12 protein-coding genes are annotated in these 13628 nt (G+C 63.0%); 10 read left to right on the top strand and 2 right to left on the bottom strand.

The window, feature by feature from the left end; translation table 11 throughout:
* The first annotated feature begins 213 nt into the window (after window positions 1-213).
* From purF to DF200_RS06425, 7 genes are all read left to right on the top strand, one after another.
* A complete protein-coding gene (purF, locus tag DF200_RS06455; protein ID WP_109137461.1) occupies window positions 214-1716 on the top strand; it encodes an amidophosphoribosyltransferase in 1503 nt (500 codons plus the stop codon).
* An 84-nt stretch (window positions 1717-1800) separates the two neighbouring features.
* Window positions 1801-2847, top strand: coding sequence for a phosphoribosylformylglycinamidine cyclo-ligase (purM, locus tag DF200_RS06450; protein WP_109137460.1), 1047 nt, complete (start codon window positions 1801-1803; stop codon window positions 2845-2847).
* A gap of 125 nt (window positions 2848-2972) precedes the next feature.
* Complete coding sequence (gene purD / locus DF200_RS06445) at window positions 2973-4244, top strand: phosphoribosylamine--glycine ligase (protein ID WP_109137459.1); 1272 nt, start codon at window positions 2973-2975, stop codon at window positions 4242-4244.
* 786 nt (window positions 4245-5030) lie between these two features.
* Entirely contained in the window at window positions 5031-6788 is a 1758-nt protein-coding gene (locus DF200_RS06440) for a vWA domain-containing protein (protein ID WP_241520167.1), read from the top strand.
* Window positions 6785-7633: a 5-bromo-4-chloroindolyl phosphate hydrolysis family protein gene (locus DF200_RS06435; protein ID WP_109137458.1), complete on the top strand. Its 849-nt coding sequence runs from the start codon at window positions 6785-6787 to the stop codon at window positions 7631-7633. The genes DF200_RS06440 and DF200_RS06435 overlap by 4 nt, the downstream gene beginning before the upstream one ends.
* Complete coding sequence (locus DF200_RS06430) at window positions 7630-8727, top strand: substrate-binding domain-containing protein (protein ID WP_158275799.1); 1098 nt, start codon at window positions 7630-7632, stop codon at window positions 8725-8727. The genes DF200_RS06435 and DF200_RS06430 overlap by 4 nt, the downstream gene beginning before the upstream one ends.
* Before the next feature lie 3 nt (window positions 8728-8730).
* Window positions 8731-9879: a toxic anion resistance protein gene (locus DF200_RS06425; protein WP_109137456.1), complete on the top strand. Its 1149-nt coding sequence runs from the start codon at window positions 8731-8733 to the stop codon at window positions 9877-9879.
* Window positions 9880-10114: 235 nt separating this feature from the next.
* Here DF200_RS06425 and DF200_RS06420 read toward each other — a convergent pair whose 3' ends face one another.
* Both DF200_RS06420 and DF200_RS06415 read right to left on the bottom strand, forming a co-directional pair.
* Window positions 10115-11029, bottom strand: coding sequence for a metal ABC transporter solute-binding protein, Zn/Mn family (locus DF200_RS06420; protein WP_109137477.1), 915 nt, complete (start codon window positions 11027-11029; stop codon window positions 10115-10117).
* Window positions 11030-11172: 143 nt separating this feature from the next.
* A complete protein-coding gene (locus DF200_RS06415; protein ID WP_146192034.1) occupies window positions 11173-12444 on the bottom strand; it encodes a hypothetical protein in 1272 nt (423 codons plus the stop codon).
* Window positions 12445-12614: 170 nt separating this feature from the next.
* On the opposite strand from DF200_RS06415, the gene rpmB reads away from it, so the two are divergent.
* The 3 genes from rpmB (at window position 12615) to rpsN (ending at window position 13575) form a co-directional block, all read left to right on the top strand.
* Entirely contained in the window at window positions 12615-12854 is a 240-nt protein-coding gene (gene rpmB, locus DF200_RS06410; RefSeq protein ID WP_109137476.1) for a 50S ribosomal protein L28, read from the top strand.
* A 132-nt stretch (window positions 12855-12986) separates the two neighbouring features.
* A complete protein-coding gene (rpmG, locus tag DF200_RS06405) occupies window positions 12987-13157 on the top strand; it encodes a 50S ribosomal protein L33 (RefSeq protein WP_109137454.1) in 171 nt (56 codons plus the stop codon).
* Window positions 13158-13269: 112 nt separating this feature from the next.
* Window positions 13270-13575, top strand: a complete 306-nt coding sequence (gene rpsN, locus DF200_RS06400) for a 30S ribosomal protein S14 (RefSeq protein WP_109137453.1) — start codon at window positions 13270-13272, stop codon at window positions 13573-13575.
* The last annotated feature ends 53 nt before the right edge of the window (window positions 13576-13628 follow it).

Genomic DNA, 13628 nt, shown 5'->3' with positions numbered 1-13628 from the left:
TGCAATTCCGCCCACTGCAATCCTGACCGGCATTGCACCCAACATCAATAAAACAAATGTTCGATTTTTCGAATAACCACCATTGTAATATAGAACAAATGTTTCATCAAATTCGAAGCGCACGCCGCCACGACGAATGGGGATTGTAGCGAGCGATTGGTATCGTGGGGACGATTGAATCCTGCGTTAACTCTATATGAAGGAGCGAGTGGCTTGTCCGCCGAACTGGAAGAAATTCACGAGGAATGCGGTGTCTTCGGCGTCTGGGGTCATCCGGACGCGGCGCGCCTCACCTATTTCGGTCTTCACGCCCTGCAGCACCGCGGCCAGGAGGGCGCCGGCATCGTCTCGAACGATGACGGCCATCTCATCGGCCACCGCGGTCTGGGCCTACTCACCCAAGTGTTCGGCGACGAACGCGAAATCACCCGACTCTCCGGAGACAAGGCCATCGGCCACGTGCGCTATGCCACGGCGGGCTCCGGATCCACCGACAACATCCAGCCGTTCATCTTCCGCTTCCACGACGGCGACATGGCCCTGTGCCACAACGGCAACCTCACCAACTGCCGCACCCTGCGCCGCAACCTCGAAGACGAAGGCGCGATCTTCCACTCCAACTCCGACACCGAGGTGCTCATGCACCTCATCCGACGCTCCGACCAGCCCACCTTCATGGACAAGCTCAAGGAGTCGCTGTGCAAGGTGCACGGCGGCTTCGCCTACCTGCTCATGACCGAGGACGCCATGATCGGCGCGCTCGACCCGAACGGCTTCCGTCCCCTCTCCCTCGGTCGCATGAAGAACGGCGCCTACGTGCTCGCGTCCGAGACCTGCGCGCTCGACATCGTCGGCGCCGAACTCGTGCGCGACATCCGACCCGGCGAGATCATCGTCGTCAACGACGACGGATACACCATCGACACCTACACCGACCACACGCAGCTGTCCATCTGCTCCATGGAGTTCATCTACTTCGCCCGCCCCGATTCCAACATCTACGGCGTCAACGTGCACTCCGCGCGCAAGCGCATGGGCGCCCGCCTCGCCCAGGAGTCCCCGGTGGACGCCGACATGGTCATCGGCGTGCCCAACTCCTCGCTCTCCGCCGCATCCGGCTACGCGGAGAAGGCCGGCCTGCCCAACGAGATGGGCCTCATCAAGAACCAGTACGTCGCCCGCACCTTCATCCAGCCCACGCAGGAGCTGCGTGAACAGGGCGTGCGCATGAAGCTCTCCGCCGTGCGCGGCGTGGTCAAGGGCAAGCGCGTCGTCGTCATCGACGACTCCATCGTGCGCGGCACCACGTCGAAGCGCATCGTGCAGCTGCTCAAGGAGGCCGGTGCCGCCGAGGTCCACATGCGCATCAGCTCGCCGCCGCTCAAATACCCCTGCTTCTACGGCATCGACATCTCCACCACCAAGGAGCTCATCGCCGGCAAGAAAAGCGTGGAGGAGATCCGCGAATACATCGGCGCCGACTCCCTCGCCTTCCTCTCGCTCGACGGACTCGTCGAATGCATCGGACTGCACGAGGACGCCCCCTATGGCGGCCTGTGCGTCGCCTACTTCAACGGCGACTACCCGACCGCGCTCGACGACTACGAGCAGGACTTCCTCAGGTCCCTCACCCCCGAGGACCGCGAGCGCCTCCCCCGGTTCGCCGCCCACGACAGCGACTACCAGGGCAACGAATACGCCAGCGTGGACGCCTGAGCCGCGGCCGGCGTCCGGAACACGGACATATACGACAGCACGAACACGTCGCAAGCGAACTTGCGGAAACAAGAAAGGAACATCATGCCTGAAGCGTATGAGAAGGCAGGAGTCAGCGTAGAGGCCGGGTACGAGGTCGTCAATCGCATCAAGTCCCATGTGGCGCGCACCGCCCGCCCCGGTGCCGGCGGCATCGGCGGATTCGGCGGACTGTTCGACCTCGCCTCCCTGGGCTACAAGGAACCGGTGCTGGTCTCCGGCACCGACGGCGTCGGCACCAAGCTCATGGTCGCCAAGATGATGAACAAGCACGATACCATCGGTCAGGACTGCGTGGCCATGTGCGTCAACGACATCCTCGCCCAGGGCGCCGAACCGCTGTTCTTCCTCGACTACATCGCCTGCGGCAAGAACGATCCCTCCCTGCTCGAACAGGTCGTCAAGGGCGTGGCCGACGGCTGCGTGCAGGCCGGCGCCGCATTGGTCGGCGGCGAAACCGCCGAAATGCCCGACATGTACGACGCCGACGAATACGACCTGGCCGGATTCACCGTCGGCGTGGTCGAGAAGTCGAAGGTCATCGACGGCACGAAGATCGCCGAAGGCGACGTGCTCATCGGCCTCCCCTCCTCCGGCATTCACTCCAACGGCTACTCGCTGGTGCGCAAGGTCCTCTTCAAGGACCATGACCTCGCCATCGACTCCAAGCCGGAGGAACTCGGCGGCGAAACCCTCGGCGAGGAGATCATCAAGCCCACCCGCATCTACGCCAAGGCGCTCAAGCCCCTCTTCGACGGCGACGACCTGCTGCACGGCGTTGCCCACATCACCGGCGGCGCCTTCATCGAAAAGGTCCCGCGCATCATCCCCGAAGGTCTGGCCGCCGCGTTCGACATCACCAGCTGGGACGTCCCGCCGATCTTCCGTCTGCTGCAGAACCTCGGCGGCATCGACGAGCTTGAGATGTACAACATCTTCAACATGGGCATCGGCATGGTGCTCATCGTCTCCCCCGACAAGGCCTCCGAAGTCGAACGCATCCTCGACGAGCACGGCGAGGAGCACCACACCGTCGGCCGCATCGTCAAGGACATCGACGGCACCCGCGTCCAGCTGCACAAGGGCCTGTGACCCCGCGCCAACGCGCAACCAATCATCCCCAGCATCGCAAAAGAACCAAGGGTTCGGCCGGCGCCCCGCACCGGCGGGCGCCGGCCGAACCCATTCCCCAGCAATCCCCAGAAAGGACTTCACCCATGGGTCAGAAAGTACTGGTCATCGGATCCGGCGCCCGCGAACACACCATCGCGCACACCCTCCTCAAAGGCGACACCGTCAGCGAAGTGTACGTCGCGCCCGGCAACCCCGGCATGAGCGCCGACGGCATCCACGTCGTCCAGCTCAACGAGGAGAACCACGCCGCCCTCATCGACTTCGCCCTGCAGAACGACATCGACTGGGTGTTCATCGGCCCCGAAGTCCCCCTCATCGAAGGACTCGTCGACGACTACGAGGCCGCCGGCGTCAAAGCCTTCGGCCCCAACAAAAAAGCCGCCCAGATCGAAGGCTCCAAAACCTTCGCCAAGGAACTCATGCAGCGTCACGACGTGCCCACCGCCGCCTACGCCACCTTCGAAAGCCTCGACCCCGCCGTCGCCTACGTCAAGGAGCACGGCGCCCCCATCGTCATCAAGGCCGACGGACTCGCCGCCGGCAAAGGCGTCACCGTCGCCATGACCGAAGACGAAGCCATCGAAGCCCTCGACGAAATATTCATCGACCACCGATTCGGCGCCGCCGGCGCATCCGTCGTCATCGAGGAATTCCTCGAAGGCCAGGAATTCTCCCTCATGAGCTTCGTCCGCGGCAACGAATTCTGGACCATGCCCATCTCCCAGGACCACAAGCGCGCCTACGACAACGACGAAGGCCCCAACACCGGCGGCATGGGCGCCTACAGCCCCGTCCCCCAGATCTCCCAGACCGTCGTCGACCAGGCCATCGACACCATCGTCAAACCCGTCACCCAGGCCATGGTCGACGAAGGCACCCCCTTCACCGGCATCCTCTACGCCGGCCTCATCGCCACCGCCGACGGCCCCAAGGTCATCGAATTCAACGCCCGCTTCGGCGACCCCGAAACCGAAGTCGTCCTCCCCAAACTCACCTCCGACCTCGGCGCCGGCATCTGGGCCATCCTCAACGGCGAAACCCCCACCTTCACCTGGGACGACCAGCGCGCCACCCTCGGCGTCGTCCTCGCCTCCAACGGCTACCCCACCAACGTCGTCAAAGGCGCCAAGGTCCCCGACATCGCCGTCGACCCCGACTCCCACGTCTACTACGCCGGCGTCACCACCAACGACGGCAGCAGCCAGCTCATCGCCAACTCCGGCCGCGTCCTTCTCGTCGAAACCACCGCCGACACCCTCCAAGCCGCGCAGGACAAAGTCTACGCAATCATCGACTCGCTCGATACGGAGGGGATGTTTTATCGACACGACATCGGTGCCAAAGCCTTGAAGTGAAATAACGGAGTGTCCGCTGCGTTGTGGGGAACTCGACGTACCATCGTACGCCTTCGTCCCCCACGCCTTGCGGCCACACACGTTATTTCACTTCAGCAGCAACGACGGGGCACGGAACTCGACGTACCATCGTACGCCTTCGTCCCCCACGCCTTGCGGCCACACACGTTATTTCACTTCAGCAGCAACGACGGGGCATCTCTTCCGGCTCCCCTCCTTGAGGGGAGCCGGCCGCCGTAGGCGGTCTGAGGGGAGATGAACGTCCAAAGTGTCACTCCCCTCAGTCGGCTGACGCCGACGGCTCCCCTCAGCGAGGGGAGCCGAATCATGCATACCGTCAAGGCACACCCCTTCCTTACCAGCTCCCCTCGCTGAGGGGAGCCATCATCATCCACACAACTAGGACATGCACCTTCTTCATCGGCTTCCCTCCTTGAGGGGAGCTGGCCGCCGAAGGCGGACTGAGGGGAGTCCTTCACCAAAGAAAGCGCCGCCATCCCCACGTTCCATCGACGTTTTCCCATTAATCTCCGATAACATCACCATACCCCCGTATAATGATTGACGTCGGCATCACCCTGCCAAACAACGCCTTTCAGACAGCACAGTTTCAACACCCCCGAAAATACACACCAAAACGTAACCTCCTGTTCATTCTTCGTTCATTTTTAAATCCGCCCTCGGCAACGTCGCCGAACGACAATGGATATACGGAACAGTGTCTTTTCGTCGATATTCACCAAGCGAATCATGCGACGCGGAAAGACTCGGATAACAGGAGATGAGATGTTCAGGGCAGTACATTCGTCGATGAAAACCTGGACGATCGCGGCCATCGCCGCCGTGCTCGCGATGGTGATGATGCTCGCCGGCTGCGCCGGCGGCACAAACTCGCAGCAGAACAACGGAGGCGGGGCATCGACGTCGCCCGACACCTCGCAGACCGACCCCACTTCATCCGCCAAGCCCGCCAGCTCCAACAACGGCAAGACCGAGACCTACAAACCCGCCGACGGCAACGCCACGGCCACGCTGAAGATCGCCTCCGGCTCCGAGAACAAGGAGGTCTCCACGGCCATACAACGCGCCGTCGACGACTCCAAGATCGGCGTGACCATCGACTACATGGGCTCCCTCGACATCATGAAGCTCCTCCAGGACGGTGGCGGCAAGTACGACGCCGTCTGGCCGGCCTCCAGCATGTGGATCACCATGGGCGACACCAAACACATCGTCAAGAACGCGCAAAGCACCTCCACCACGCCGGTCGTCTTCGGCATCGCCAAATCCAAGGCCGAAAAACTCGGCTGGGCCAACGCCGACGGCACCACCAAGCCCGTCAAGACCCAGGACATCATCGACGCCGTGAAGGCCAGGAAACTCACGTTCTCCATGACCAGCGCCACCCAGTCGAACTCCGGCGCCAGCGCCTACCTCGCGTTCCTCACCGCCATCGCCGGCAAGAACCAGGCACTCACCAAGGCCGACCTCAACAACGCGAACGTGCAGACGTCCGTGCACACGCTGCTCTCCGGAGTGGACCGCTCCTCCGGGTCAAGCGACTGGCTCAAGGACATGGTCGTGGCCAACCCCGACCGGTTCGACGCCATGGTCAACTACGAAAGCCTCGTCATCCAGGCCGACAAGGCCCTGACCGCCAAGAACAAGGACCCGCTGCTCGCCGTCTACACGTCCGACGGCATCGCCGTCTCCGACTCCCCGCTCGGCTACGTGGACCGCGGCCAGAACCTCGACGACGCCTTCGGCTCCTTCGCCAAGGCGCTCCAGTCCAAGGACGCCAAGCTGCTGTTCGAGCGCGCGGGACGCCGCACCGGCCTCGCCGGCGTGCTCACCTATAAGAACGACGCCAAGGTCAAGGAATCGTTCCGCACCGAATGGGGCATCAACACCGGCGCCGACGCGTTGAAGACCATCCCCCTGCCCGCGGCCGACGTCATCAACGAATCCCTGAACGTCTACCAGTCCAATCTGCGCAAGGCCAGCTGGACGGTATGGGTGGTCGACTACTCCGGTTCCATGCAGGGCGCCGGCAAGGATGGCGTGGTGCGCGGACTCAACGCCGCACTCGACCAGAACCAGGCCAAGCAGTCGCATCTCGAAGCCGGCAAGAACGACGTGAACATCCTCATCCCGTTCTCCGGCGACGCGCAGGACCCGACCAAGGCCACCGGCGCAGCCACCACCCCGCTCCTCCAGCGCGGACAGCAGACCGACACCATCGGCGGCACCGACATCTACGCCGGCCTCGAAAAGGCCCTGCAGAACCTGCCCGCCAACACCGGCGACTACACCACGGCCATCGTGCTGATGACCGACGGCGTCTCCCAGACCGGCAACAAGGACGCGTTCACCAAGCAGTACAAGGCGTCCGGCCACGACATCCCCGTGTTCTCCATCATGTTCGGCGAGGCCGATCCCGCACAGCTCAACGAACTCGCCAAGCTCTCCAACGCGAAGGTGTTCGACGGACGATCCGAGGACCTGGCCTCCATCTTCCGTCAGGTGAAGGGATTCAACGGATGATCAGCACCATCGTCAGCTTCATCGCAGGTCTGGGCCTCGCCGCCCTGACGTTCTGGGTGGCCGGAGGCGGAATCGTCGGCCTCGTCGGCGCCGTGGTCGTGGCCGCCGTCGGATACATCGGCGTCTCCTACCTCACCCAGCCGGAACGCAAGCTCGGCAAGGTGCTCGCCTCCGCCGTGCCCAACGGGCAGAAGGCCGTCGAGGCCATCGACGCGGCCAACGCGCGCATGAAGGCCATCTCCGCCCTGATCGCGCAGGTGAGGGACCCCGCGGTACGCAAGGAGGTCAACGACATCGTCGTCGCCACGCGCGCGCTCACGGCGTTCGTCGAGGAGAACCCCCGATCATACGAAACCCTCCGCCACTTCATCAACGTATACGGCGACCAGACGCAAAGCCTGCTGCAGGGCTACGTGGAGGTCGAACGCTCCGGCGCCCGCGACCAGATAGCCAAGGCGCGCATCGAGACCATCAACGCCATGCAGGTGCTCGAACAGACCGCGGCAGGCGAACTCTCCCACGCCGTCGAAGCGAAGACCCTCGCCCTTTCCGCCGACTCCGAGGCCATCGCCCGCCTCGCCAGCATGGACGGCTACAGCGTGGAGACGGCACGGGACACCCTTCCAGGCGGCGGACGGAAGCAGCCGGAATCCTCCTACGTGTCGCCGATTCCCTATGAGACCCCCACGACGTCGCCGTCCGGCTCTCCTGCGAGCGGCATCCACCGGTCCGCGCCCACGCACGCAACGCCGAACGGGCAGCCCGCAAGGCAATCCACGTCCAACGTCCCCCCATACGACGCATCGGCTTACGACGCAACGACTCAGAAAGGAGTCAGGTCGTGAAACTCTCCAAATCCAAGGTCATCGGACTGGCGGCACTGCTCGTCGTGGTGCTGGTGCTCGGCGGCGTCACCGTGTTCCGCAACTGGAAGACCAGCACCGCGCCCAAGCCCGTGAAGACCGAAAGCGTGACCGGCTATCTGGGCGGCGAGAAGATCACCCTGTTCGAGGACCAGGAGTTCAAGGACCTCGCCGCAAAGAACGGCCTCAAGATCGACTACCGCAAGGCCGGCTCCCTCGCCATGATGGACGCCGACAACAACGGCATGGACTATCTCTTCCCGTCCTCCAAGGTCGCCGTCGAATACGGCAAGTCGAAAAAGATCGATACGTCGGGAGCCGATATCGTCTTCAACTCCCCCATCGTCGTCTACACGCATAAGCAGGTGGCGGACGGTCTCGTGAAATCCGGCATCATGAGCAAGACCGACGGCGTCTACCGCATGGACATGGCCAAGGCCGTCGACGCGCTGAAGACCAACAAGACATGGGCGCAGGTCGGCTGGTCGGGCGGCTACGGACAGTTCCGCATCGACTCCACCGACCCGGTCAAGTCGAATTCCGGCAACGAATACGCGGCCCTCGTGGCCACGGTGCTGAACGGCGGGCAGCCGGCGACCGTGCAGTCCGTGCAACGCGACCAGGCCACCCTGCAGTCGATCTTCTCGAAATCCGGTTGGATGGAGACGAGTTCGGAGGACAGCTTCAACCAGTTCCTCACGCTCGGCGTCGGATCGAAACCCATGATGATCGGCTATGAGAGCCAGGTGCTCGACGTGGCCGTGAACCAGCCCGACGCGTGGAACCAGGTCAAGGACGACATCGTCATCGTCTATCCGACGCCGACCGTGTGGTCCACGCACATGCTGATCCCGCTCGACGACAAGGGCCGCAAACTGCTGACGCTGCTCAAGAGCGACGACATGCAGAAGCTGGCCTGGCAGCGCCACGGGTTCCGTTCCGCGAACTTCACCGGCACCGACGGCATCAAGCGGTTCAAGGTGCCCGGCACCGTCGACCAGATCACGGCGGTATCGGAACTGCCCAGCAACGACGCCATGCAGGCGATCATCACCACGCTCTCGAAAGGACAATGAACCATGAAGGAAATCAGCCTCAGCGACCTCTCCGGGGGCACGCAGACCACCAGTTCCGTGGACCTCGCCACCACGGGCAACGACCAGGCGCTGGCCGCCAACGCCACGCCCGACCAGCAGATCGCGAACCTCAGCCCCGCCGACCAGGCCAAGGTGACGCAGCTGGCCGGCTCGCTCGACCTGACCAAGGCGGGCATCGAGTCCGCGTACGGCAAGGACGTGCAGCGCGCCACCTCCACGTTCGCCGACGACATCCTCGCCAAGACCCGCTCCAAGGACGCCGGGCAGGCGGGCGAGCTGCTGCAGGGGCTGCTCGTCACCGTGGACGAGGCGGAGCTCAGCGGCATCAAGAAGGTGCCGATCCTCGGCACCATTGCGGTGAACATCAACAAGCTGCGCCGCCGCTACGAGAAGGTCTCCTCGCAGATCGACGACATCATCGCCAAGCTGGAAAGCTCGCAGAGCCAGCTCATCTCCGACATCTCGATGTTCAACACCATGTACGACCGCAACGCCGAGCAGTACCGCGACCTGAAGATCACCGTGCTCGCCGGAAAGAAGGCGTTGGCCGACTTCAACGCGAACCAGCTGCCGAAGCTCGAACAGGAGGCCGCCGCCTCGCAGGATCCGATGCAGGCGCAGATCCTCTCCGACTTCAAGGCCAAGCTGGAACGCTTCGCGAAGCGTCTCGACGACCTCGACCGCGTGAGCGTGATCTGCCTGCAGACCGCGCCGCAGATCAAGATCATCCAGAACGCCGACCAGATGGTGTGCGACAAGATCGACACCACGATCTCCACCACGATTCCCGTGTGGAAGAGCCAGATGGTCATCGCACTCGGTCTGGAGAACCAGCGTCAGGCGCTCGAACTGCAGAAGAAGACCGACGACGTGACCAACAAGCTCATCCAGGCCAACGCCCGCGCGCTGCATCAGGGCGCGGTGGATGCGGAGAAGGCGAACCAGCGTTCGGTGGTCGACATCGAGACGTTGGAGAAGGTGAACTCCGAGCTGATCGCCACACTGCGCGAGACCGTGCAGATCCAGAAGGAGGGCAAGGCCAGCCGTCAGGCCGCCGAGGTGAAGATGCGCCAGCTTGAGGGCGACCTGAAGAACGCGCTCATCGAGAACGCCCAGCAGTTGGGCCGCTGACGACGGCCCTACACTGAGGCGTAGACATAGGCTCCCCTCGCTGAGGGGAGCCTATTGGTGAGTCGTTGCGCGTCTTATCGGCTCCCCTCAACGAGGGGAGCCTATTGTGGTGAGTGGTTTCGTCTCGTCGGCTCCCCTCAACGCCAATAAGTCCAGGTAAATAAATACGGCGAGGTCCTTCCCGCAGCTTCTGTGTGTGGGAAGGACCTCGCCGTAGATCACGCAAATCAGGCGATCACTTCACCGCATCGGCGAAATCGTCGACCAGTGCGCTCATCCAGTCGGTGAGATCATCGTATTCCTGCGGCATCTGCTCGGTAAGGTCGACCGTGGGCACATTTCCCTTGTTCGCGGCGTCGATCAGCTGCTTGGTGGTGGAATCCTCCTCCTGGGTGTTCAGCACGAACACCTTCATCTTCCCCGCCTTCAGGGCGTCGGAGAACTGCTTGATGTCGGCGGGCGACGGTTCGCTTTCGTTGGCGCTGGCGTTCTTGTAGCCGCTCGTCGTGGCATCGGTCATGCCAAGGTCGTCGGCGAGATACCATGCCACGGACTCGCTGGCCGCGTACGGCACGCCCTTGGTCTTGGCCTTGGCGGATTCGATCTTGTCTTCGACGGCCTTCTCCTTCTCCTCCCAGGCCTTGTGCTGCTGTTCGAAGTAGTCCTTCTGGTCGGGCATGGCCTTCTCATAAGCCGCCGTGATGGCGTCGGCGGTCTTTTCGCGCACATCCTTGGAGAACCAGACGTGCGGGTTGTCGCCTTCCGCCTTGCCCGCGGTTTCGGCGGCGTCGACCACGGTGGCCTTGGTACCTTCGGTGGCCTTGCTGGCCCACGGGTCGTAGTCGGCGCCGTTGACGACGGCCACCTGCGCCTTGTTGAACGTGGCGACGTCGGTGGAGGTCGGCTCGTAATCGTGCGCCTCGACGTTCGTGGCCTTCATGATGGATTCGACGTTCACCTTGTCGCCACCGAGATCCTTGGCCACGGATCCCCACTGGTTGATGCTCGCCACCACGGTGATCTTGCCGTCGGCGTCCTGCGACGACGACGCGCCGCCGGCGTTCGAGCTGCCGCAGGCCGCGAGTCCTGCGACCATCAACAATGCGGCTACACCGGCCGCAACACGCTTGACCTTGGTTGTCATGTTCATCTGATGCTCCATTGTCTGCTCCATTGTTTTGTGATATACGACGCGATAGTCGAAATCCTTCATATCGTTATTGATATCCAATATCAATAATTCCGATGATTAGTATACCCAGTAAATGAGATTCATTATCATCAGCGTGTCGTTCATCGACTTCCCGACACACTCCACAACGTGAATTCATCGGTCTGATCGAACCATGACGTAGCCGGCACACGCATTTCCTCATCGGTCAACAGCAACCACTCCAATCGCAATGGAATATCCACATGCCCTTCGGCCACCACCTGCAATACGGTCATGCACGGCAGGTTGCCATCGGCGTTATCCAGTTCCTCGATGGAGACGCCGCCGGGGCCGCCATCCCATACGAACACCGAGAACGGACGCGTGGGCACGGTGAAATGACCACGAATATGCACACGGGACGCCGATCCGTTCTCCCCCAATCCGCCAAGCAAAGCGGACAGCCGCCCCGGATGGACGGGCCGGACCGAGTGAACCATCGTCGACTCGAATCCATCCGACGCGCAGATCAGTCGCACCGGCTCATGCACCCGACTCACCTCGCCGCATTCCGCATGCAACGCCAGCGCGTCAAGACGCCGCTGCGCGGCGCCGGAGTCATACCGCCCGCCGGCGATGGCACCCCAATCGGCATCGCAGGCACGTGCGATGTCCGCGGCCTCGCCTCCACGAATCTGGGTGGCCAGCTCCCCCATCCACGTCAACCCGCAATCCGCGGCGGACTCGCCCGGACCCGGAACGACGGAGACGACCAGCAATCGATCAGCCTCACGCAGCAACGCCGCCTGAACCTCCCCGACACTCCGACCGTCATCGACCGACACATCCACAGCCCCGTCACCGTCGGCCCGCACGGAGAACGGCGCATCATCGAACAGACAGGTCCGCAGCCCCGACTCATCCACCGCGGAGACGACGGAAGACACACGCGGAGTCGGCATCGTCTCACCATGGTCCCCGATATCGTCGGCGAACGCGAAGCAGTCCTCCATATATCGGGCGATCGGGAACGCCTGCAGACCGACGGGCAGCACCACGACAAACGTGACACCCGACCGCACACCGCACCGGCGAACGGCCCCGCCCAAGCCGACGACCATGCGTTCGGCATCGGATTTGATGGCGCAGGTGACACAGCATTCACGCATCGGCAACCGCTCCTCGCCATGCGGCACCAGACCGCACCCCTGCACCGACCGTATGATGCAGACACCGCCGTCCGCGGCATCGAAACGCTCCACGCGATAGCGGATGACGCACACACCCTTCTCGTCTTCGGCGCAAAACGCCGACAGGTCCCTCGGCAACCGCTCCGCACCCGTAAGCAGAATCACCCGATCCGGAAGCAATGCATCCCACTGCGCCTCACGGTCGACATCATCGTTGTTCATATCGTCCTTTTCCACGGCATGACCGGACCGCCATCGACGCGGCATCACGACCGACGCCCGCTGCGACACGCCGAAGCGCATTCCCCGCAAGACGCTGTCAATATTGCCTGACCGACGATTTTCCGATCGCCAATTTGTGATAATGATTATCATTAGCTATGATGGCAGCCATGAGCAAACATTGTCAAGTCACGGGGAGCCGCGCCGGGGTCGGCAACAGCGTCTCCCACTCACACCGCAAAACGCGCAGACGATTCAACGTGAATCTACAGCGCAAGAGCTACTGGGTCCCCTCGCTTGGACGCCGAATCACCTTGGACGTCTCCGCCCGTGGCATCCGGACCATCGACCGTCGGGGCATCGACGCGGTGGTCGCCGAACTAATCCGCCGCAACGAGATCAAGGTCTGACGGCATCCGACGCCACCCGACGACACCACCCGCCGCAATCGGCCGGCAACGGACCGAAACGGCACAATCACAGTCTTGCCGGCCGCGTTTCTCCATCTTCCACGGTCGGCATCTTCATTGAAGGACACCACCATGGCAAGCAAATCATCCGACATCCGCCCGGTCATCACGATGCGGTCTACGGAAGGCACCGGATTCACCTACACCACGCGGAAGAACCGGCGGAACACGCCGGACCGGCTGGAACTCATGAAATACGATCCGGTCGTCAAGAAGCGCGTCATCTTCCGCGAAACGCGGTGAACGCAGCCCGGCGGAGCCTCGACGGCCGACCGGGGCGAGCCGACACAAGGCAGGTCCGGCACTCCAAACAACACGGCCCACAACCCACAACCCATAAGGAGCATCAACATCCATGGCCAAGACCAGCAAGATCGCGCGGCAGCGCCAGCGCGAGCGCATCGTGGCGAAGTACGCCGAACGACGCGCCGAGCTCAAAAAGGCCAGCGTCGACCCCCATATCAGCGAGGCGGAGCGCGAATCCGCGATGAAGGCGCTGCACGCCCTGCCGCGAAACGCCAGCCCCACCAGACTGCGCAACCGTGACTCCATCGACGGACGCCCGCGCGGCTATCTGCGCCGGTTCGGCGTTTCGCGGGTGCGTATGCGCGAACTCGCCCACGCCGGCAACCTTCCCGGCGTCACCAAGTCGAGCTGGTGAGGGGAGCCGCGAAAACAAGCCGTTCGGCCAACCGAACAATGTATAAGAAAGGG

The sequence above is a fragment of the Bifidobacterium catulorum genome (assembly GCF_003129925.1).
Lineage (GTDB): Bacteria > Actinomycetota > Actinomycetes > Actinomycetales > Bifidobacteriaceae > Galliscardovia > Galliscardovia catulorum.
Note: the sequence above shows the minus strand (reverse complement) of the source record. Positions and strands in the feature narration are given on the sequence as shown.